This window comes from uncultured Desulfovibrio sp. (genome assembly GCF_949282365.1).
GTDB lineage: Bacteria > Desulfobacterota > Desulfovibrionia > Desulfovibrionales > Desulfovibrionaceae > Desulfovibrio.
Map to the genome: position 1 here is coordinate 1 of NZ_CASDOY010000024.1, position 19,918 is coordinate 19,918.

Here is a 19,918-nt window from a genome sequence, read left to right on the forward strand (position 1 = left end):
TCATCGACGAGCTGCCGCCCGGCCGTCAGCCGGGCGCACGACGGATGACGCCCGCAGGCCCGGAGAGCGGCCAGCCGCGACCGTCGTCCGCAGGCGCGGAGCCGGCGCGGCCCTTCCCGATGGAGGGCCCCCGCGGCCGCCCGTATTTTCAACAGCCAAGCCTACATGCCGGGAGACCCGGTTTTCAGGAGTATGTCATGATGCAGCCCGAAGAGCTGTCCGCCTACAAGGAAAGCGTCCTGCAGGATATCGCCCAGGCCCAGCGCGTGGGCGCGGACGAGAATGCCCTCACAGCCCTCATCGCCCAGTATCCGCTGGACCGGGAACGGGCCGCCCGCCTGTCCCGCTGTTACGGTCCCGCCGGTCTCAGGGACTTCAATCTGGAAGGCATCGACGTGACCGCCCTGCCCTCCCGGCAGGAGCACGTCGGAGAGCCTGACCAGAGCCTGCTGCAGCAGGTCTGGGAAGAACATGTGGCCGCGGTCATGGATCAGGTCTGCCGCATGTCGCCCGAATACCTCGATCTGGAGCAGGAGACCCGGCTCGACATCCTGCTGCTGGAACAGGCCCGTGCCGAGAACAACCTGCAGGTCATGCTGGGTCTGGAGATCCTGCATGTGGCCGAGGACCTGAACCTGGCCGAGCAGGAAGCCGAGGCCGCCGAAGCCGGCCATGCCGCCGGCGAACCCGGCGCCTGCAAGATGGCCGCCTTTGCCCGCAAGATCATCCACAGTCTGGAACGCCAGCGCGAAAGCCTGGAACAGGCCGCCGAGCTGCTGCCCCTGGTCTGCGACGCCCAGGCCTACGCCGCCGCAGCCCAGACCTACGCCAAGGACCGGAAGGACAGGGACGGCCTGCCCGAGGACGGCTTCCGCCAGACCATGCAGGCCCAGCGCCAGTCGCTGGCCGCCGCCGCGCAGGATTGCACCACGCCCTGCCTGGGCGACCTGTTCACCGCCCGCCACCGCAATCTGGAAACGGCGGAGACGCTCTACATCCGCATGCAGCGCCAGGCCCTGAGCGGCCTTTCGTCCGTGACCCAGGCCGCGGCCCTGGCCGACAGCCTCTTCCCCTGGCTGGCCGGGACCCTGGAAGACATCGCCGGCAACCAGCTCCACGCCGGTCTCAGGGACACGGCGGCCGCCCGTCTGGACAGCGTCCGCCAGCTGCTGGCCGACATGGAGGCCGAGGAGCAGGCATAAGCTCCTCCGTCGCCCTGCCGGAAATGTTCCTTCAGATCACCGGCGGGGCATGACGGCATGGCGGCCGCTTCCGTCCCCGGAACGGGACAAGAGGGACAGGAGCGGCACGGAGACGGGCGCGACCTTTGGGACCGCAGGCGGGAGGCCCCTGCCGCCCCGTCGGCGGGCTCCCGGTGATGGACCGCCGTCTCCCCTTCTCCAGCTTTCCAGCTGACGGCAGGCACCGCAGCTGCGCGGCGTCATGGAGGCTTCCGCCTTCCCTCCCGTTCCTGGGCGTTGGGCGGCAGACCTCCTGCGGCAGCAGCTCCGGCCGCCCATGCACCGCCCGCAAAAGGTCAGGGCCTGTCCCCCGCTGAAGGGAGACAGGCCCTGACCTTTTCGCCGGACCGGCATCAGGCCGGGAGGGCGCGTTCCACTGCCGGCCGCGAAAAGGCGAAAGGCGCGGCCTGCCGGGATGCCGACGGCCGCATGACCGCTCAAGCAGCCACATCCGGCAGCCGGGATGCCGGCGGCCCGAAGGATGCGTCCCGGATCATGTCCGGGACGGTTGCCGCAGACCGTGCCGTGGAGACTACGGCCTGGGATACTGGCGGATATGGGCAAAGACGCTGCCGTCGCGCTCCAGTCCCTGCCGGGCGGCCCTGGCATACCAGAGGGCCGACTGCGCGGGATCCTGCGCCGTGCCGAAACCGATCTCATAGCAGGCGCCCAAAAAGCGCTGGGCCTGGGCATTGCCCTGCCCGGCGGCGCGTCTGGCCCAGTCGAAGCTCTGTTCCGGATCCTTGGGCACCAGCTCGCCGTCGGCGCAGATCAGGGCCATATCGAACTGGGCTTCGGCATAGCCGTTCCGGGCTGCACGCTGCATCCACTGCAGGGCCGCGGCGGTATCGCGCGGCACGCCCGCGCCGGAACGCAGCATGTAGGCCACCAGGGTCTGGGCCTCGGCGTCGTCCTGCTCGGCCGCCAGCAGATACCATTTGAAGGCCGTGGGCAGATCCTGCGCCACGCCCAGACCGTTCTCGTAACAGCGGCCCAGCAGCATCTGCGAACGGGCGTCGCCCTCGCTGGCCAGGGGCCGCAACAGGCGCAGCGTCTTGCTGTACTGGCCGATATTGTACGCCGTCCAGGCTTCCTGCCAGGTCTTCTCCGCAGCGCTGTCCGCAGCCGCGGCCGGCAGGCCGCCCGTCAGGACGGGAGACATCAGGGCGAGGCCCATCAGGCCCGCCGCCATCCATTTTTTCATGACTGCTCCTTGCGCGTGCTTCCCTGTCCCGCGAGGCTTCGCGGCCGGCAAACGCGCGTCCGCCACCATACGCCGCCCCCTGCCGGCCCGCAAGCGTCCCGGTCGCGGTCGTTCGCGCCCGGCTCCGGGACCGCCCGGCCCGCCTGCGTCCTTTGTCCGACCCTGCACCGGCCCTTGACGACCGGGCCTGCAAGATGCATTTTTGTCATGATGCAAAAAGGATTCTGTCCCATCATCGCCATCCGGGGCGCCGGTGATCTGGGTACCGGCGTGGCCCTGGAACTATGGCGGGCCGGTCTGCGCCGCCTCGTCCTGCTGGAATGCGCCCGGCCGCGGGCCATCCGCCGTCTGGTGGCCTTTTCCGAAGCCGTCTTCGACGGCACGGCCCGGGTGGAAGGCTGCGAGGCCCGCCTCTGCGCCGATACGGCCGCCTGCCGGACCCTGTGGCCGCTGACGGAGAGCGCCCGGCCGCCGCTGCCCGTCCTGCCCCTGCTGGTGGACGAACAGGGCAGCGCCCTGGCCAGCCTGGCCCCGCAGATCCTTGTGGACGCCACCATGCGCAAGAAAGGCGGCCTGTCCCGCGATCTGGCGGAACTGGTCATCGCCCTCGGCCCCGGTCACGAGGCCGGGCAGGACGTACACTGCGTCATCGAAAGTTTCGGCCCGGCCATGGGCAGCTGCATCTGGCAGGGCGCGGCCATGCCCAGTACCGGCATCCCCTGCGAACACGGCCGCCATGAACAGCGCGTGGCCCATGCGCCCTGCGCCGGGGAGTTTTGCAGCGCCCTTGCCCTGGGCCAGCGGGTGCGGCAGGGGCAGGAGGTGGGCCGGGTGGACGGCACGCCCGTGCAGGCCCCGCTCGCCGGCCGCCTGCGCGGCCTGCTGCGTTCGGGCCTGACGGTCCGCGCCGGGACCAAGGTCTGCGATATCGAACCCCTGGATCATGTCCCTCTGGACAGGGTGGCGGAACGGGCCCGCTGTCTGGGCAGGGGCGTGCTGCGGGCCATCGCCGCCCGCTACAACCATTTTTTCTGATACAGGAGCATCATGTCCCCTTTCCATCCCGATCCTGACAACAACTATCCCTCCCGGCGGGACGGTCGCGAGCGATCTTCCGGCCAGGACAGGGAGCGCGTCATCGAGGCCGAGATCATCCACGACAGCAGCGACGACCAGCACCGGGGGGCCTACGGCCGGTCCGGCGGCGGGCACGGCTGGGGCGCCTTCCGCGACAGCCGCAGCCCCTGGAACGGCGGCCTGCGCTTCCAGACCGTCTGGACCTCCGGCGGCAGCCGCCAGGCCGGTCTGGCCCCCGGCATCACCCTGGCCCTGATCGTCATCGCGGGCATCCAGTTCGGCCTGCTGGCCAGCATCGGCTTCATGGTCTTCCACGCCATCGGCTCGGTACTCAATTCCATGCGCGAGATGCGGTCCATGCTGGCGGGCGATCCCCCCAATCCCTGGCCCGGCCGCATCCTCAGCTGGACCATCAGTTTCCTGCTGGTAGGCTGGCTGTCCGGTGGCCTCCGGTGACGCCGTCTGGCATGTCTACCTGCTGCGCTGCGCCGACGGCAGCCTGTACTGCGGCGTGACCACCGATCTGCGGCGGCGCCTGGCCCAGCATAACGGCCGGCTGGCCGGCGGCGCCCGCTACACGCGCGCCCGCAGGCCCGTGGAGCTGGTGCTGGAGCGGCCCTGCCGTTCGCGGCAGGAGGCCCTGCGCCTGGAAAACCATATCAAACATCTGCCCCGTTCCCTCAAGGAAACGGCCCTCGAAGAGTTCCCCTCATGCTGCCCCTGGATACTGTCCTGACCTTCTTCGCCACCGCCGTCATGCTGGCCCTCGCCCCGGGGCCGGACATCATCTTCGTCCTGACCCAGTCCGCCCTCTACGGCATGCGGGCCGGGGTGGCCACCACCCTGGGGCTGGTCTCCGGCCTCTGCTTCCATACCGCCATCGTGGCCGTGGGCGTGGCCGGCCTGCTCATGGCCTCGCCCCTGGCCTTCGGCCTGCTGACCGTGGCGGGCGCGGCCTACCTGCTCTATCTGGCCTGGCTCTCCTTCCGGGCCGGGGCCAGCGTGGCCCATCTGCAGGAGAGCCGCTTCCTGGGCTACGGCGCCCTGTACCGGCGCGGCATCATCATGAACGTCACCAATCCCAAGGTGACGCTGTTCTTCCTGGCCTTCCTGCCGCAGTTCTGCGCGCCGGAGCGCGGCGGCGTGGCCCTGCAGGTCATGGAGCTGGGCCTGCTCTTCATGCTGGCGGCCCTGCTGGTCTTCGTGGCCGTCTCGGCCCTGGGCGGCCGCCTGGCGCTCTGGTTCAACAGCTCGCCGCGCGGCCAGATGCTCATGCACCGCATCGCCGGTCTGGTCTTCGTGGGCCTGGCCGTGATGCTGGTCGTCTCCTGGCTGGCCTGAGCCCGTGGGCCGGCGCTTTCCGGCCGTTTTTCCCGGGCTTGACACGGGCTTGAGCCCCGAGTAAGAAGGCCGCATTGAGGTGACCATGCAGAACTATCGTATCCCGCTCAGTGAGATCGCCCCCTCCGGCAGGGAGGTGACGCTGGACGATCCCGCCATCTGGCAGGGACCGCTGGACGAATTCCAGATGGAATGCCGCGTCGTTTCCCCCCTGAAGGCCGAACTCGGCATCATGCCCCTGGAAGGCGGCTACCTGGTGCGCGGGGGCATCACCGGTACCGTGGTGCTGCCCTGCAACCGTTGCGCCGAGGACGTGACCGTGACGGTGGACGCCCGTTTCGAGAATTTTGAGGAGACCGCCGCGCCCCCCGAGAACGAAGAAGCCGCGAGCGGCGCCGAAGACCTGCTGGAAAGCCGCGTCGTGGTGGAAAACGGCGTGCCCTGCCTCGACCTGGGCGCCATCTGCTGGGAGGAATTCGTCCTGGCCCTGCCGGTGAACCCGCTCTGCCGGGCCGACTGCAAGGGCCTGTGCCCCGGCTGCGGCGCCAATCTCAACGACGGCCCCTGCCGCTGCGCGCATGAAGAAGGCGACCCGCGCATGGCTGTCCTGCGCGGGCTGAAATTGCGCAAAAACTAGACATCAAGATTTTTTTCTGCTAGGCTATTGCCTCTTGAGCTTGGCCCACAGGGTCACTCACGCCCAAAAAGCATATTATTTCCGATCTCTCGGAGAAGGAGAACATCATGGCTGTCCAGCAAAACAAAAAGTCCCGTTCCCGCAAGGGCATGCGTCGTTCCCACGACCGCGTGGCCACCCCCACCGTCATCTACTGCTCCTGCGGCGAACCCACCGTGCCCCACAGCGTGTGCCCCAACTGCGGCGCGTACAAGGGCCGTCAGGTGGTCGCCAAGACCGAAGCTGAGTAATGAACACGCGCCCCATCATAGCTGTTGACGCCATGGGAGGGGACTTCGGCCCCTCCGTGGTCGTTCCTGGCGCCATCGACGCCGCCAGGATCCATGACTTGCACGTCCTCCTTGTGGGGGATACCCCCAAGGTCGAAGCGGAACTTGCCGGGCTTGACCTTGCCAACGTGCATTTCGACATCGTCCAGGCTGATGATGTGGTGCACATGAACGAAAAGCCTTCGGACATCCTGCGCCGCAAGAAGAACGCCTCCATCCAGGTGGCCTGCCGCCTCGTCAAGGACGGCAAGGCCGATGCCGTGGTCAGCGCCGGCCATTCCGGCGCCACGGTGGCGTGCGGCATGTTCATCATGGGTCGGCTGCCGGGCGTCGAACGCCCGGCGCTGGCTGCCCTGCTGCCCACGGAAAAGAACCCCGTGGTCGTGCTGGACGCCGGCGCCAATGTGGACTGCCGGCCCTATCATCTTTTCCAGTTCGGCCTCATGGGCGATGCCTTCGCCCGCGACCTGCTGGGCTATGCGGCCCCGCGCGTCAGCCTGCTGAGCATCGGCGAGGAGGAAGGCAAGGGCAACAGCCAGGTCAAGGAAGCCTACGAACTGCTCAAACTGGCCCAGAACCTCAACTTCGTGGGCAATGCCGAAGGCCGCGACATCTTCACGGGCGATATCGATGTCGTGGTCTGCGACGGTTTCGTGGGCAATGTCGTGGTCAAGATGAGCGAAGGTCTGGCCTCGGCCCTGGTGCGCATGCTCAAGCGCCTGTTCACCTCCGGCTTCCTGCCCGCCCTGGGCGCCATGCTGGCCAAGGGCGCCTTCAAGAAATTTGCCCATACCATCGACTACGCCGAATACGGCGGCGCGCCTCTTTTGGGCCTGCAGGGCCTGGCCATCGTCTGTCACGGCCGTTCCAGCGCGCGGGCCATGCAGAACGCCATCAAGATGGCGGGCACCTTTGTCCGCAAGGGCACCAATGACCGCCTTGCCGAAACCATCCTGGCCAACGAAGAGCTCACCCGCTTCTCCCGCGCCATCTAAGTCACGGATCTGTCTATGAAGCCCAACTGTTATCTGCACGCCCTCAGCAGCTACGTTCCCGCCGATGTCCTGACCAACGACGACCTGAGCAAAATGGTGGAGACCAACGACGAATGGATCACCACCCGCACCGGCATCAAGCGCCGCCACCGCCTCGCCCAGGACGAGAACGCTTCCGACCTCGGCACCCACGCCGCCCGCGCGGCCCTGACCGAAGCGGGCATGGAGGCCGCGCAGCTGACCCACATCCTGGCGGCCACCTGCACGCCGGATCACCTGACCCCTTCGCTGGCCTGCATCATCGGCGGCAACATCGGCGCGGGCCCGGCCATGTCCTTCGATTTCGGTTCCGCCTGCTCCGGTTTCCTCTACGGCCTGCACCTGGCCGACGCCCTGCTCTGCCAAGACCCGGCCTCCCAGATCCTCTTCGTCTGCACCGAAGCCCTCACCCGCCGCGTCAACTGGAACGACCGCAGCACCTGCGTGCTCTTCGGCGACGGCGCCGGCGCCTGCATCCTCAATGCCGACGCGAACAACGCCCTGGCCCGGGTGGAAGACAGCATCTGCAAGAGCGACGGCAGCCTGCACGATCTGATCATCGTGGGCGGCGGTACCACCTGCCGATACAAGCCCGGCGATGCCGTGGGCGAAGACTTTTTCATCACCATGCAGGGCCGTGAAGTCTACAAGCACGCCGTGCGCCAGATGTCCGGCGTCTGCCACGAGCTGCTGGAACGCAACGGCCTGGGCGCCGCCGATGTCGACCTTTTCGTGCCCCACCAGGCCAATATGCGCATCATCGAAGCCGTGGGCAGCCGCCTGAAGATCGATCTGGACCGCGTGTTCATCAATGTGGCCGAATACGGCAACACCTCTTCCGCCTCCGTGCCCCTGGCCCTGGTGGAAGCCCGCGCCCAGGGCCGCATCAAGGCGGGCGACCGCGTACTGGTGACCGCCTTCGGCAGCGGCCTGACCTGGGGTGCGGCCCTGCTGCAGTTCTAGCCCGGCCGGACATTGAACTCGGCCCGTTTCTGCTATATCATAAAATCCGTTGAGGCAGTACCATGAGCACCCTTGATACCACCACTCCCACCGCGCTGGTTACCGGCGGTTCCCGCGGCATCGGCCGCGCCGTTGCCCTGACCCTGGCCCGTGACGGCTATCAGGTCGTCCTGACCTATGTGAGCCGCCCCGAAGAAGCCGACAGGACCGTGGCGGAGATCGAGGCCGCCGGCGGGCGCGCCCTGGCCCTGCCCCTCAACGTGGGCGACGGCGAAGCCGTGGCCGCCTTTTTTGCCGAGCACATCAAGGGCAAGGTCAATCTGGCCGTGCTGGTCAACAATGCCGGCATCACCAAGGACGGTTTCCTGGTCCGCATGAAGGACGAGGACTTTGACCGCGTCATCACCATCAATCTGCGCGGGGCCTTCATCTGCACCCGCGAAGCCGCCAAGATCATGACTAAGGCCCGTCACGGCCGCATCGTGAACATCTCGTCCGTGGTGGGCCAGATGGGCAATGCCGGCCAGGCCAACTATAGCGCCGCCAAGGCCGGCCTGCTGGGCCTGACCAAATCCTGCGCCAAGGAACTGGCCGCGCGCCAGATCACGGTCAACGCCGTGGCGCCCGGCTTTATCGAAACCGACATGACCGCCGCCCTGGGCGACGATGTGCGCGCCTCCTACGAGGCGGCCATCCCGCTGAAGCGCATGGGCACCGCCCAGGAGATCGCCGACGCCGTGGCCTTCCTGGCTTCGGACAAGGCGGCCTACATCACCGGCCAGGTACTGGCCGTCAACGGCGGCATGTACTGCTAATACCGCGGCCGCACCTGCTGCCGCTCCCGCTACCGGAAAACACAAAGCGAGTTGGAGGATAACCATGTCTGAAGTTGCAGCCAAAGTGACCAAAATCATCGTGGACCAGCTGGGTGTGAGCGCCGAAGAAGTGAAGCCCGAAGCTTCCTTCGTGGAAGACCTGGGCGCTGACTCCCTGGACCTGACCGAACTGATCATGGCCATGGAAGAAGAATTCGACATCGAGATCGCCGATGACGACGCCCAGAAGATCCTGAAGGTGCAGGACGCCATCAGCTACATCGAAAGCAAGCAGGGCTAGCTGCCCTGTCCTGCCGGAAGATTTGGAACGCACCGGGCTCGCCCGGTGCGTTTTCCCCTTCCGGCGATCACCACGAGCATTTTTTCCAGGCAGCAGACCCCGCCTGTGCAAGGAGTATCCATGAGTCGTCCGCGCGTTGTCATCACGGGCCTTTCCGCCATCACGCCCCTGGCCAATGATCTTGAAAACACCTGGAAACGCCTGCTCGCCGGCGAATCCGGCATTGGCCCCATCACTCTTTTCGATGCCACTGACTACGACTCGCGCGTCGCCGGCGAAGTGAAAGGCTTCGTTGCCGAAGACTTCATCCCGGCCAAACAGGCCCGCCGCATGGACCGCTTCACTCAGTTCGCCGTGGTCGCCGCCAAGCAGCTGCTGGAGGATTCCGGCCTGGTCATCAATGACGACAACGCCTATGATGTGGGCGTCATCCTGGGCATCGGCCTGGGCGGTCTCAAGACCATCGAGACCTACCACGCCAAGCTGCTGCAGGGCGGCCCGGGCAAGGTCTCGCCCTTCCTGATCCCCATGCTCATCTCCAACATGGGCCCCGGCCAGATCGCCATCCTCACCGGCGCCAAGGGCCCCAACATCGTGACCACCACGGCCTGTGCCTCGGCCATCCACGGCATCGGCACCGCCTACAGCGAGATCCTGCTGGGCCGCATCTCCACGGCCATCACCGGCGGCGTGGAAGCCACCGTGACGCCTCTGGGCGTGGCCGGCTTCACGGCCCTCAAGGCTCTGTCCACCCACTACAACGACGATCCCGCCAGGGCCTGCCGACCCTTCGACGCGGACCGCGACGGCTTCATCATCGGTGAAGGTGCCGGCCTGCTGCAACTGGAGGAGCTGGAACACGCCAGGGCCCGCGGCGCCAAGATCTACGCCGAGGTGGTGGGCTACGGCGCCTCCGACGACGCTTTCCACATGACCGCTCCCGCCGATTCCGGCGAAGGCATGGCCCGCGCCATGCTGCACGCCCTGCGCGACGCCGGTCTGCCCCCTGAGGCCATCGGGCACATCAACGCCCACGCCACCTCCACCCAGCTCAACGACAAGGCCGAGACCAAGGGCATCAAGCTGGCCTTCGGCGACCACGCCTCCAAAATCAAGATCTCTGCCACCAAGTCCATGACCGGTCACCTGCTGGGTGCCGCGGGCGGTGTGGAGACCGTGTTCACCGCCATGGCCCTGCACACCGGTTGGCTGCCCGGCACCATCAATCTGGAAACTCCCGATCCCAACTGCGATCTGGACTACATGGCCGGCGGTTCCGCCCATATCCCCTGTGAATACGCCATGTGCAACTCCTTCGGTTTTGGCGGCACCAATGCCAGCCTGATTCTGAAGAAGTGGAACGACTAGCCCCCAAAGGAAGAGCCGTAGAATGGACGAAATCTTGCTTCAGGACCCGGAACTGGCCCATGCCATCATCCTGGAATCCCAGCGCCAGGTCAGCAAACTGGAACTGATCGCCTCGGAAAACTTCGTTTCCCCGGCCGTGCGCGAAGCCCAGGGCAGCGTGCTGACCCACAAGTATGCCGAAGGCTATCCGGGCAAGCGCTATTACGGCGGTTGCGAATATGTGGACATCGCCGAGAACCTAGCCATCGAGCGCGCCAAAAAGCTCTTTGGCTGCGGCTATGCCAACGTGCAGCCCCACTCCGGTTCCCAGGCCAACATGGGTGCCTATTTCTCCTTCCTCAAGCCCGGCGACACCATCCTGGGCATGGATCTGAGCCATGGCGGCCATCTGACCCACGGCAGCCCGGTCAACTTCTCGGGCAAGCTGTTCAACAACCTCTTTTACGGGGTCGACCGCGAGACAGGCTGCATCGACTATGACGAAGTGGCCCGTATAGCCCGCGAGCACAAGCCCGCCGCCATCGTGGCCGGCGCCAGCGCCTACCCCCGCAAGATCGACTTCGCCCGCTTCCGCGCCATCGCCGATGAAGTGGGCGCCGTGCTCATGGTGGACATGGCCCACATCGCCGGGCTGGTGGCCGCGGGCCTGCACGAGAGCCCCATCCCGCACGCCCACATCACCACCACGACCACGCACAAGACCCTGCGCGGGCCGCGCGGCGGCATGATCCTTTCCGACGAGAGCCGCGGCAAGAGCCTCAACAGCCAGATCTTCCCCGGCATCCAGGGCGGCCCCCTGATGCATGTCATCGCCGCCAAGGCCGTGGCCTTCGGCGAGGCCCTGCGCCCCGCGTTCAGGCAGTATGCCGGCCAGGTGGTCAAAAACGCCGCCGTGCTGGCGGAATGCCTGACCGCCGCCGATTTCCGCCTGGTGTCCGGCGGTACGGACAACCACCTCATGCTGGTGGACCTGACCAACAAGGACGTGACCGGCAAGGACGCCGAGCATGCCCTCGATGCCGCGGGCATCACGGTCAACAAGAACACCATCCCCTTCGAGACCCGCTCGCCCTTCGTGACCTCCGGCGTGCGCCTGGGCACCGCCGCCCTGACCACCCGCGGCATGAAGGAAGATGAGATGCGCCAGGTGGCGGCCTTCATGGTGGAAGCCATCGAAAAGCGCAACGAACCCGACTCCCTGGCCGCCATCCGCAGCCGGGTGGAGGACTTCGCCCGCGCCTATCCCCTGTTCACCTGGTAGGGGACGACCCGGGAACACAGGCGGCCGCCGTTCTGCACGGCGGCCGCTTTTTCGTCTGTTGCCCCGGCGCGCCCGTCCCGCAGGCCCGCCGTGCCGGCCCTTGCCCGACAGGCCGCCTCCGGCGGCCTTTTCCGTCCGCGGCCTCCGTTGCCGGCGGGCTTGGCTTTTGCTCCGGCTGCGTGTAAGGTAGTCCAACTTTTTATTGCGAGTACTGTCATGCAACGAATGCCCTGGCCCGAATATTTCATGAGCATCACCTATCTGGTGCGCGAACGCTCCACCTGCCTGCGCCGCAAGGTGGGCGCCATCGCCGTCAAGGACAGGCATATCCTGGCCACGGGCTACAACGGTGCGCCCTCCGGCGTGCGCCACTGTCTGGAGACCGGCTGCCTGCGCGAGCAGATGGGCATCCCCTCCGGGCAGCGCCACGAGATCTGCCGGGGGCTGCACGCGGAGCAGAACGTCATCATCCAGGCCGCCGTCCACGGAGTGAGCATCGCCGGTGCCGAGCTCTACTGCACCACCTTCCCCTGCGCCATGTGCAGCAAGATGCTCATCAACTGCGGCATCCGGCACATCTGGTACGGCGAACACTATCCCGACGAACTGGGCCTTGCCATGCTCAGCGAAGCGGGCGTGACCTTTGAACAGCTCCCCTTCTCGCCTGACATGCTCAAAGGATCGCAGCATGCCTGACAGTATTTTTGCCCCCTTCATGCACGAGGCCCTGGCCCTGGCCGAGAACGGCCGCTGGACGGCCTGTCCCAATCCCACGGTGGGCGCGGTGCTGGTGCGCGACGGCAAGGTGGTGGCACGCGGCTGGCATCATGCCGCCGGCCAGCCCCATGCCGAGGTGGAATGTCTGCGCGACGCGCAGCGCCAGGGCATCGACCCCGCCCAGTGCACCCTGGTGGTCACGCTGGAGCCCTGCAACCACTACGGCAAGACCCCGCCCTGCAGCGAGGCCGTGCTGGCCGCGGGCATCAGGCGGGTGGTCATCGGCCTTTATGACCCCACCCCCAAGGCGGCGGGCGGCGCGCAGCGTCTGCGCGAGGCCGGCGTGGAGGTCATCGGCCCGGTCTGCGAGCAGGAATGCCGCGACCAGGTGGCGGATTTCCTGGCCTGGCAGCAGGGCCGCCCCTATGTGATCCTCAAGATGGCCGCCACCGTGGACGGCCGCATCGCCACCCGTACCGGGCATTCCCGCTGGGTCAGCAGCGAAGGCTCCCGCGCGCAGGTGCACCGTCTGCGCGCCGGTATCGGCCGCGCCGGCGGGGCCGTGCTGGTAGGGGGCGGCACTTTCCGGGCCGACAATCCCAGCCTCACGGCCCGCATTCCCGGCGAGGAGATCGCGCACCAGCCTCTGGCCTGCGTGCTGACCTCGCGCCTGCCCAGCCCCGCGGCGGACATCCATCTGCTCAAGGAGCGCCCCGGCCAGGCCGTCTTCCTCTGCTCGCCAGCGGCCGCGGCCTCCACGGCCGCCCACGCCCTGCGCCAGATGGGCGTGCGCGTGCTGGCCCTGGGCCCCGGACAGCGCGGTTGTCCCGATTTCCAGGCCATGTTCCACATGCTCCATGAAGAACTGCACTGCCCCTATGTGCTTTGCGAGGGCGGCGGCCATCTGGCCCTTTCCCTGCTGGAAGCGGGCTTTGCCGACGAATTCCTGCTGCACCTGGCCCCGCGCATCCTGGGCGACAACGAGGCCGCACCCCTGTTCGACGGCCGCAGCCCCCTCACCATGGCCGAGGCCCTGGAGCTGCGCGTTTGCCGCACCTCCCTCTGTGACGGCGACGTGCACCTGCAGCTGCGCCCGGCCATTCCTCAGGAGTAGACCATGTTCACCGGCATCATCCAGGGACAGGGCGAGATCGTGGGTCTGCGCCGCAGCGGCCAGGAATGCCGCATGGAAGTGCGCCCCCTCTTTCCCCTGGAAAACATCGTGGACGGCGAGTCCATCGCCCATAACGGGGCCTGCCTGTCCGTGGAGCGCCACACCGGCGCCACCTTCACCGTCTATGCCTCGGGCGAGAGTCTGTCCCGCACCACCCTGGGCGACCTGCGCAAGGGCGATCTGGTCAATCTGGAACGGGCCCTGGCCCTGGGCGACCGCCTGGGCGGGCATCTGGTCAGCGGCCATGTGGACTGCGTGGCCACGGTGCGTTCCGTGGAGCAGGCCGGGTCCTCCCTGCGCTGCACCCTGACCTTCCCGCCCGCGCTGGCCGCGGAGGTCATCGAAAAGGGCTCCGTCACCCTGGACGGCATCAGCCTGACCATCAATGCCTGCGGCAAGGATTTCCTGACCGTCAACATCATTCCGGACACCCAGAAGCGGACCACCATGCTGCACTGGCGTCCGGGCAGCCGCGTGAACATGGAAACGGACCTGATCGGCAAGTATGTGCGCCGCATCATGCAGTGCCAGGCCGGCGAGCCCGCCGCGCCGCAAAAGAGCAGCGGCATCAACAAGGAATTTTTACTGCAAAACGGTTTCCTTTAGGAGCAGACCATGAGCAATCCCACTACCATTTCCGGCATGCTTGATGCCAAAGGCCTCAAGATCGCCATCGTGGCCACCCGTTTCAACGATTTCATCGTGGACCGCCTGACCGGCGGCGCCCTGGACTATCTGGAACGCCACGGCCTGGATCCCAAAAACATCACCATCGTGCGCATCCCCGGCGCTTTCGAGATGCCCCTGGTCTGCCAGAAGCTGGCCGACGGCGGCAAGTATGACGGCATCGTGGCCCTGGGCGCCGTGATCCGCGGCGCCACCCCGCACTTCGACTATGTGTGCAACGAAGCCAGCAAGGGCATCGCCCAGGTGATGCTGCAGTACAAGACCCCCATCGGTTTCGGCCTGCTGACCTGCGACAGCATCGAGCAGGCCATCGAGCGCGCCGGCTCCAAGGGCGGCAACAAGGGCGTGGAAGCTGCCGCCGCCATGCTGGAAACCATCCGCGTGCTGGAGCAGCTGTAGTCCATGAGCAAGGGTAAATCCGCCAGCCGCCGGGGCGAACGCGCCCAGGCTTTTCAGGTCCTGTACGGTCTGTCCTTCGCCGACGCCACCTCGCTGGAAGACGTGCGCCGCGCCTTCGTGCAGTCGCCCGACCATCAGGAGAGCGACGGTGGCGAGGATCCCTCGGGCTTCGCCTGGGATCTGGTCCAGGGCGTATGGGCCAAACGTGACGAGCTGGATGCGACCATCAGCCGCTTTTCGCGCAACTGGCGCGTGGACCGCATGGGGCGTGTGGAACTGACCCTGCTGCGTCTGGCCATGTACGAGCTGCTGTACCGCCAGGACGTGCCCGGCAAGGTCGCCATCAACGAGGCCCTGGAGCTGACCCGCCAGTTCGGCGAGGACAACGCCACCAGTTTTGTCAACGGTATTCTGGACGCCGCCGCCAAGGCTCTGGAAAAAGGCTCCCTCTCCGCCGGAGAGGACGCCGCCACCAATTAAAAGCGGACAAGGTCATGACGCAAGATCGTTATTCCCCGCAGGACATCGAACAGAAATGGCAGGAACGCTGGCAGCAGCAGGATGCCTTCGCCTGCGATCACCACAGCGACAAGCCCAAGTATTATGTGCTGGAAATGTTCCCCTACCCCTCGGGCAACATCCACATGGGCCATGTGCGCAACTATTCCATCGGCGACGTGGTGGCCCGCTGCAAGCGCATGCAGGGCTTCAACGTGCTGCATCCCATGGGCTGGGACGCCTTCGGCCTGCCTGCGGAAAATGCCGCCATCAAGCACAATACCCATCCGGCCAAATGGACCTATGCCAACATAGACAACATGCGCGCCCAGCTGCGCCGTCTGGGCTATTCCTATGACTGGTCCCGCGAAGTGGCCACCTGCCGCCCCGAATACTACCGCTGGGAGCAGAGCTTCTTCCTGCGCCTCATGGAAAAGGGCCTGGTCTACCGCAAGAAGGCCCCCCAGAACTGGTGCCCCTCCTGCCATACCGTGCTGGCCAACGAACAGGTCATCGACGGCCTGTGCTGGCGCTGCGACAGCCATGTGGAACAGAAGGACCTGACCCAGTGGTTCCTGCGCATCACCGCCTATGGTGACGAGCTGTTGCAGGACCTGCAGAAGCTGGAAGGCGGCTGGCCCGACCGCGTGCTCTCCATGCAGCGCAACTGGATCGGCAAATCCACCGGTGCGGCCATCCGCTTCGGCCTGCCCGAGCCCCTGGACGGCACGGATCATGTGGAAGTCTTCACCACCCGCCCCGATACCGTCTTCGGCGTGACCTTCCTGACCCTGGCCCCCGAGCATCCGCTGGTGGAAAAGCTCATCGCAGGCTACGACAAGGCCGACGAGGTGCGCGCCTTCGTGACCCGCATCCGCAACATGGACCGTCTGGAACGCCAGTCCGACAATCTGGAGAAGGAAGGCATCTTCACCGGCGCCCATGTGATCCATCCCCTCACCGGCCGGCAGGTGCCGGTCTGGCTGGGCAACTTCGTCCTGGCCGACTACGGCACCGGCGCCGTCATGGGCGTGCCCGCCCACGACCAGCGCGACTTCGAGTTCGCCCGCAAGTACGGCCTGCCCATCAAGGTGGTCATCAGCCCCGAAAGCGAGACCCTGGACCCCGCCGGCATGGAAGCGGCCTTCACCGCCGAGGGCGTGATGGTCAACTCCGGCCGCTTCGACGGCATGGCCAATACCGACGGCAAGAAGGCCGTGGCCGAACATCTGGAACAGGAAGGCAAGGGCAAGGCCACCACCCAGTTCCGCCTGCGCGACTGGAACATCTCGCGCCAGCGCTACTGGGGCGCGCCCATCCCGGTCATCTACTGCGACAAGTGCGGCGTGGTGCCCGCAAAGGAAGAGAACCTGCCCGTGCTCCTGCCCCTGGACGCCAAGGTGCGCGAGGACGGCCGCTCGCCCCTGCCCGAGACGGACTCCTTCGTGCGCTGCACCTGCCCCGTCTGCGGCGGCGAGGCCCGGCGCGAGACCGATACCCTGGACACCTTCGTGGAGTCCTCCTGGTACTTCGCCCGCTATACCGGCGCCCGCAATACCGAAAGCGCCTTCGACATGGACGCCCTCAAATACTGGCTGCCCGTGGACCAGTACATCGGCGGCGTGGAACACGCCATCCTGCATCTGCTCTACGCCCGCTTCTTCACCAAGGTCCTGCGCGACCTGGGCTTCTATCCCGAAGGTCTGGACGAGCCCTTCACCAACCTGCTCACCCAGGGCATGGTGCTCAAGGACGGCAGCAAGATGTCCAAGTCCAAGGGCAATGTGGTGGATCCCACGGCCATGATCGACAAATACGGCGCAGACACCGTGCGCCTGTTCTGTCTTTTCGCCGCGCCGCCGGAACGCGACTTCGACTGGTCCGACAGCGGCATCGAAGGTTCCTCGCGCTTCCTGCACCGCGTCTGGCGCCTGTTCATGGACGAATCCGCGCGCCTGTCCGCGGTCAAAGCCTGCGGCGCTGCCGCCGAAGACGTGACCACGCCCGAAGCCCGCGACCTGCGCCGCCGCGAACACCTGACGGTCAAGAAGGTCACCGAGGACATGGGCAACCGCTTCCAGTTCAACACCGCCATCTCCGCGGTCATGGAACTGGTCAACGCCATGTACCTGTCCCGCGAGAAGCTGGGCAAAAACGACGCCGAGAACCGCGTCTTCTCCTCGGCCATGGCCACGGTGCTGACCCTGCTCTCGCCCATCACCCCGCATCTGTGCGAGGAACTGTGGCAGCGCATGGGCCACGGATCTTCCCTGCAGGAAGAAGCCTGGCCCGTGTATGAGGAAAGCGCCCTGGTGCAGGATACCGTCACCATCGCCCTGCAGGTCAACGGCAAGCTGCGCGGCACCATCGAAGTGCCCGCCGGCGCCGACAAGGCCCGGATGGAAGAAGTGGCCCTGGCCGATGCCGCCGTGCAGCGCCATACCAGCGGCCTGACCGTGCGCAAGGTGGTGGTCGTGCCCGGCAAGCTGGTCAACGTGGTGGCCAACTAGGACGCCCCGGCGGGCCGCGCCGCGCGCTCCCGCCGAGGATCATGCATCGACGACCGCGGGGAAAGGAGACCTTCGGGCCGTACGGCCTGTCTTCTTTCCCCGCGTTTTTGCCTTCTTTCCCTGCCCGCCGAGGAGCCGTATGCCCAGACCCGGTTTCACCTTCCTCATCTGTCCTGACAGCCGCCTGCTGCAGGCCCGTCTGGAAGCCCTGGTGAACGCCCAGGGCGACAGCGCCCGCTGGGAGCGCCATGTCTGCTGGGGCGACGAAGAGCCCGGCCCGCGCTTCTGGGAGCAGCTCACCCTGCAGGGCCTGTTCGGTAGGCCGCGCCTGCTGGTGGTGCGCCAGGCCCAGCTCTGGCCCGCTGCGGTCTGGAAAAAGGTCTCCGCGGCCCTGGCCCGTCCCTCGGAGCAGTGCTGGCCTTTCTTCTGTCTGGAAGTGGCCTGGGAAAAAGGCCAGCCCAGGATCCCGGCCCACATCGCCAAACTGCGCTGTCTGGGCTTCGCCGACCAGCAGGGCTGGATCTGGCGCAGCGAGGGCCTGAACGAGCGCAGCATCAAAAAATATGTGCGCGAGCGCGCCCAGGCCCTGGGCATCCCCTTCGAGGCCGACGCCTTCGAGCAATTCTGCGCGTCCGTGCCGCCTGATGCCCAGGCCGTGGAGAACGAGCTGGAAAAGCTCCTGCTGCTGCGCCCCGCCGCGGCTGACGGGCAGGGACCGCCCTGGTCCGTAGGCACGGACATGCTGGCCACCAGCTCCTGGGTCCCCGACTGCAACATCTTCGCCTGCATCCGCCACATGGAAGCCGGGAACCTGGCCGCTGCCTGGAAGGAACTGGCCCGGGGCCGCAAGGACGTGGAAGGGCTGCTCTTCCCCCTGCTGGCCCTGCTGGCCCGCCAGTTCCGCCAGCTCTGGCAGATCTGCGCGGGCGAGAAGGTCCGTCTCCATCCCAGCGAGGCCGCCGCCCGGCAGCAGCTGGCCCGCCGTCTGGGCCCCGCCGGTCTGGCTCGCTGCCTGGGCCTGGTCATGGATGCCGAGCTGGCCGTCAAGAGCGGCCGCCATACGCCCGAACAGAGCCTGGACAAGCTGGCCACCGACCTCACGGCCCTCTTCGCCGCCGCCCGGCGCTAGGGATTTTGGAGGGAAGGGCCCCCTTCCTCCCCCAACCGCGCTTTATGCGACAGCCTTTTTTGAACGACGGCCATGCCTGCGGGGCAGGACAGAAGGCCGTACCTGCCAGAAAGACATGCGGCATGGCGACAAACGAACGCCAGGACGCCGCCTGTGAGGAGCGTCCCGTCGTCCAGCAAATAAAGCGCCGGGGAGGAGGCACCTGAGGGGGCCATCGCGTGCCGGCAACGGCCGTAGGGCGCCCGCAGGTCGCGCCCGCTGCTGCGCGTTTTCCTGTCCCCCCTGGCTGTGCGGATACCAGCCGGCAGGATCCGGGACGCCGGGAGCGGGGCCGGCGGCTCCCCGCGAAGGCAGCGGAGCAAAGGGCCGCGCGGGAGCTTGCGGGCCTTGCCGGGCAGGCAGGAGCCCCGCCCCTCGGGAAAGGCGCTCCCGGCAGCCCGGGCTGTGTGCAGGCTTTTCTTGCCCGCCCCCTTGCGCTTGCCAAAATGCATCTTACCTTATGACCGCAATGCCTGTATCCTCTGCCTCTCCCCATAGCGGCCACCGCAGCCGCCTGCGCCAGCGACTGGCACGCGAGCCTCTGGCTGTGGCCGATTATGAGGTCCTGGAGCTGCTGCTGGGCTACGGGCAGCCCCGCAAGGATACCAAACCGCTGGCCCGCGAACTGCTGCTGCGTTTCCACAATATCCGCGGCGTGCTGGACGCCCCGCCGGAACAGCTGCTGGCCGTGCCGGGCTTCGGCCCCGGCCTGCTTTCCCTCTGGCAGGTGCTGCGGGAGGTGCTGGCCCGTCATGCGGCCGCGCCGCTGCTGCAGGGCGAAGAAATGGCCACGCCCCAGGCGGTGGCCGAAATGGCCCGGGCACGTCTGGCCGGCAGCCAGCAGGAAGAATGCTGGCTGGCCCTGGTCAACGCGGGCAACCGCCTCATGGCCTGGGAGCGCCTGCGCCAGGGCCATACGGACAGCGTGCCCCTGCTGCCCCGCGACGTCCTGGAGCCCGCCCTGCGCTACAGGGCCAGCGGCATCATCCTGGTACACAACCATCCGGGCGGCCAGGCGGAGCCTTCCCGGCCCGATCTGCTGTTCACCAGCACGCTGCGGGAACTGGCCATCAACATGGGGCTGCGCTTTTTGGATCATGTGATCGTCACCGACAATGGCTGCTACAGCATCTGCCACTGCAGGCATCTGTAGGCAGCCCGGGAGTATATATGTCTGATCAGAAAAAAAACGAC

At 66.8% G+C, this 19,918-nt stretch carries 22 protein-coding genes; 21 read left to right on the forward strand and 1 reads right to left on the reverse strand.

Annotated features, from left to right (window positions below; genetic code table 11):
- Positions 1-197 precede the first annotated feature (197 nt).
- Entirely contained in the window at positions 198-1,202 is a 1,005-nt protein-coding gene (locus Q1X76_RS06270) for a hypothetical protein (protein ID WP_300718771.1), read from the forward strand.
- Between the two features lie 571 nt (positions 1,203-1,773).
- Here the strand turns inward: Q1X76_RS06270 and Q1X76_RS06275 are convergent.
- Positions 1,774-2,445 carry a tetratricopeptide repeat protein gene (locus Q1X76_RS06275; RefSeq protein ID WP_300718772.1) on the reverse strand — a complete coding sequence of 224 codons (672 nt, stop codon included), beginning with the start codon at positions 2,443-2,445 and terminating at the stop codon, positions 1,774-1,776.
- A gap of 207 nt (positions 2,446-2,652) precedes the next feature.
- Between Q1X76_RS06275 and yqeB the strand changes: the two genes are divergently transcribed.
- From yqeB to radC, 20 genes are all read left to right on the forward strand, one after another.
- On the forward strand, positions 2,653-3,480 hold the full coding sequence (gene yqeB / locus Q1X76_RS06280) for a selenium-dependent molybdenum cofactor biosynthesis protein YqeB (protein WP_300718773.1): 828 nt from the start codon (positions 2,653-2,655) through the stop codon (positions 3,478-3,480).
- Between the two features lie 12 nt (positions 3,481-3,492).
- Entirely contained in the window at positions 3,493-3,978 is a 486-nt protein-coding gene (locus Q1X76_RS06285; protein ID WP_300718774.1) for a hypothetical protein, read from the forward strand.
- Positions 3,965-4,258 carry a GIY-YIG nuclease family protein gene (locus tag Q1X76_RS06290; protein WP_300718775.1) on the forward strand — a complete coding sequence of 98 codons (294 nt, stop codon included), beginning with the start codon at positions 3,965-3,967 and terminating at the stop codon, positions 4,256-4,258. Before Q1X76_RS06285 ends, Q1X76_RS06290 begins: the two co-directional genes overlap by 14 nt.
- A complete protein-coding gene (locus Q1X76_RS06295; RefSeq protein ID WP_300718776.1) occupies positions 4,234-4,863 on the forward strand; it encodes a LysE family translocator in 630 nt (209 codons plus the stop codon). Before Q1X76_RS06290 ends, Q1X76_RS06295 begins: the two co-directional genes overlap by 25 nt.
- An 85-nt stretch (positions 4,864-4,948) precedes the next feature.
- Positions 4,949-5,500, forward strand: coding sequence for a DUF177 domain-containing protein (locus tag Q1X76_RS06300; RefSeq protein WP_300718777.1), 552 nt, complete (start codon positions 4,949-4,951; stop codon positions 5,498-5,500).
- Positions 5,501-5,607: 107 nt separating this feature from the next.
- Positions 5,608-5,790, forward strand: coding sequence for a 50S ribosomal protein L32 (rpmF, locus tag Q1X76_RS06305; RefSeq protein WP_300718778.1), 183 nt, complete (start codon positions 5,608-5,610; stop codon positions 5,788-5,790).
- Positions 5,790-6,824: a phosphate acyltransferase PlsX gene (gene plsX, locus Q1X76_RS06310; protein WP_300718779.1), complete on the forward strand. Its 1,035-nt coding sequence runs from the start codon at positions 5,790-5,792 to the stop codon at positions 6,822-6,824. Before rpmF ends, plsX begins: the two co-directional genes overlap by 1 nt.
- 15 nt (positions 6,825-6,839) lie before the next feature.
- Positions 6,840-7,826, forward strand: a complete 987-nt coding sequence (locus Q1X76_RS06315; RefSeq protein WP_300718780.1) for a beta-ketoacyl-ACP synthase III — start codon at positions 6,840-6,842, stop codon at positions 7,824-7,826.
- Between the two features lie 62 nt (positions 7,827-7,888).
- The gene (gene fabG / locus Q1X76_RS06320; RefSeq protein ID WP_300718781.1) at positions 7,889-8,641 is read left to right on the forward strand and encodes a 3-oxoacyl-[acyl-carrier-protein] reductase; all 753 of its coding nucleotides are present in this window, start codon (positions 7,889-7,891) and stop codon (positions 8,639-8,641) included.
- A gap of 64 nt (positions 8,642-8,705) precedes the next feature.
- Positions 8,706-8,942 (forward strand): acyl carrier protein, encoded by a 237-nt coding sequence (gene acpP, locus Q1X76_RS06325; RefSeq protein WP_006003837.1) that lies wholly within the window; start codon positions 8,706-8,708, stop codon positions 8,940-8,942.
- Positions 8,943-9,062: 120 nt separating this feature from the next.
- The gene (gene fabF / locus Q1X76_RS06330) at positions 9,063-10,310 is read left to right on the forward strand and encodes a beta-ketoacyl-ACP synthase II (RefSeq protein WP_300718782.1); all 1,248 of its coding nucleotides are present in this window, start codon (positions 9,063-9,065) and stop codon (positions 10,308-10,310) included.
- A 22-nt stretch (positions 10,311-10,332) separates the two neighbouring features.
- Positions 10,333-11,571, forward strand: a complete 1,239-nt coding sequence (gene glyA / locus Q1X76_RS06335) for a serine hydroxymethyltransferase (protein ID WP_300718783.1) — start codon at positions 10,333-10,335, stop codon at positions 11,569-11,571.
- Between the two features lie 216 nt (positions 11,572-11,787).
- Positions 11,788-12,267: a cytidine/deoxycytidylate deaminase family protein gene (locus tag Q1X76_RS06340; RefSeq protein WP_300718784.1), complete on the forward strand. Its 480-nt coding sequence runs from the start codon at positions 11,788-11,790 to the stop codon at positions 12,265-12,267.
- Positions 12,260-13,402, forward strand: a complete 1,143-nt coding sequence (ribD, locus tag Q1X76_RS06345) for a bifunctional diaminohydroxyphosphoribosylaminopyrimidine deaminase/5-amino-6-(5-phosphoribosylamino)uracil reductase RibD (protein WP_300718785.1) — start codon at positions 12,260-12,262, stop codon at positions 13,400-13,402. The genes Q1X76_RS06340 and ribD overlap by 8 nt, the downstream gene beginning before the upstream one ends.
- Before the next feature lie 3 nt (positions 13,403-13,405).
- On the forward strand, positions 13,406-14,068 hold the full coding sequence (locus Q1X76_RS06350) for a riboflavin synthase (protein WP_300718786.1): 663 nt from the start codon (positions 13,406-13,408) through the stop codon (positions 14,066-14,068).
- A 9-nt stretch (positions 14,069-14,077) separates the two neighbouring features.
- Positions 14,078-14,548: a 6,7-dimethyl-8-ribityllumazine synthase gene (gene ribE, locus Q1X76_RS06355; protein WP_300718787.1), complete on the forward strand. Its 471-nt coding sequence runs from the start codon at positions 14,078-14,080 to the stop codon at positions 14,546-14,548.
- A 3-nt stretch (positions 14,549-14,551) separates the two neighbouring features.
- Positions 14,552-15,028 (forward strand): transcription antitermination factor NusB, encoded by a 477-nt coding sequence (nusB, locus tag Q1X76_RS06360; RefSeq protein ID WP_300718788.1) that lies wholly within the window; start codon positions 14,552-14,554, stop codon positions 15,026-15,028.
- 14 nt (positions 15,029-15,042) lie between these two features.
- Positions 15,043-17,556, forward strand: a complete 2,514-nt coding sequence (gene leuS / locus Q1X76_RS06365; protein ID WP_300718789.1) for a leucine--tRNA ligase — start codon at positions 15,043-15,045, stop codon at positions 17,554-17,556.
- Between the two features lie 139 nt (positions 17,557-17,695).
- Positions 17,696-18,685, forward strand: a complete 990-nt coding sequence (gene holA, locus Q1X76_RS06370) for a DNA polymerase III subunit delta (RefSeq protein WP_300718790.1) — start codon at positions 17,696-17,698, stop codon at positions 18,683-18,685.
- 499 nt (positions 18,686-19,184) lie between these two features.
- Positions 19,185-19,877, forward strand: a complete 693-nt coding sequence (radC, locus tag Q1X76_RS06375) for a DNA repair protein RadC (protein WP_300718791.1) — start codon at positions 19,185-19,187, stop codon at positions 19,875-19,877.
- Positions 19,878-19,918 lie beyond the last annotated feature (41 nt).

Excerpts from the sequence above, each read along its gene's own strand:
- acpP (WP_006003837.1), top strand. The coding sequence starts at position 8,706 with ATGTCTGAAGTTGCAGCCAAAGTGACCAAAATCATCGTGGACCAGCTG.
- Q1X76_RS06300 (WP_300718777.1), top strand. The coding sequence starts at position 4,949 with ATGCAGAACTATCGTATCCCGCTCAGTGAGATCGCCCCCTCCGGCAGG.
- fabG (WP_300718781.1), top strand. The coding sequence starts at position 7,889 with ATGAGCACCCTTGATACCACCACTCCCACCGCGCTGGTTACCGGCGGT.
- rpmF (WP_300718778.1), top strand. The coding sequence starts at position 5,608 with ATGGCTGTCCAGCAAAACAAAAAGTCCCGTTCCCGCAAGGGCATGCGT.
- Q1X76_RS06340 (WP_300718784.1), top strand. The coding sequence starts at position 11,788 with ATGCAACGAATGCCCTGGCCCGAATATTTCATGAGCATCACCTATCTG.
- Q1X76_RS06275 (WP_300718772.1), bottom strand. The coding sequence starts at position 2,445 with ATGAAAAAATGGATGGCGGCGGGCCTGATGGGCCTCGCCCTGATGTCT.
- nusB (WP_300718788.1), top strand. The coding sequence starts at position 14,552 with ATGAGCAAGGGTAAATCCGCCAGCCGCCGGGGCGAACGCGCCCAGGCT.
- leuS (WP_300718789.1), top strand. The coding sequence starts at position 15,043 with ATGACGCAAGATCGTTATTCCCCGCAGGACATCGAACAGAAATGGCAG.
- Q1X76_RS06350 (WP_300718786.1), top strand. The coding sequence starts at position 13,406 with ATGTTCACCGGCATCATCCAGGGACAGGGCGAGATCGTGGGTCTGCGC.
- fabF (WP_300718782.1), top strand. The coding sequence starts at position 9,063 with ATGAGTCGTCCGCGCGTTGTCATCACGGGCCTTTCCGCCATCACGCCC.
- glyA (WP_300718783.1), top strand. The coding sequence starts at position 10,333 with ATGGACGAAATCTTGCTTCAGGACCCGGAACTGGCCCATGCCATCATC.
- Q1X76_RS06285 (WP_300718774.1), top strand. The coding sequence starts at position 3,493 with ATGTCCCCTTTCCATCCCGATCCTGACAACAACTATCCCTCCCGGCGG.
- ribD (WP_300718785.1), top strand. The coding sequence starts at position 12,260 with ATGCCTGACAGTATTTTTGCCCCCTTCATGCACGAGGCCCTGGCCCTG.
- plsX (WP_300718779.1), top strand. The coding sequence starts at position 5,790 with ATGAACACGCGCCCCATCATAGCTGTTGACGCCATGGGAGGGGACTTC.
- ribE (WP_300718787.1), top strand. The coding sequence starts at position 14,078 with ATGAGCAATCCCACTACCATTTCCGGCATGCTTGATGCCAAAGGCCTC.
- radC (WP_300718791.1), top strand. The coding sequence starts at position 19,185 with ATGACCGCAATGCCTGTATCCTCTGCCTCTCCCCATAGCGGCCACCGC.
- holA (WP_300718790.1), top strand. The coding sequence starts at position 17,696 with ATGCCCAGACCCGGTTTCACCTTCCTCATCTGTCCTGACAGCCGCCTG.
- yqeB (WP_300718773.1), top strand. The coding sequence starts at position 2,653 with ATGATGCAAAAAGGATTCTGTCCCATCATCGCCATCCGGGGCGCCGGT.
- Q1X76_RS06295 (WP_300718776.1), top strand. The coding sequence starts at position 4,234 with ATGCTGCCCCTGGATACTGTCCTGACCTTCTTCGCCACCGCCGTCATG.
- Q1X76_RS06270 (WP_300718771.1), top strand. The coding sequence starts at position 198 with ATGATGCAGCCCGAAGAGCTGTCCGCCTACAAGGAAAGCGTCCTGCAG.
- Q1X76_RS06315 (WP_300718780.1), top strand. The coding sequence starts at position 6,840 with ATGAAGCCCAACTGTTATCTGCACGCCCTCAGCAGCTACGTTCCCGCC.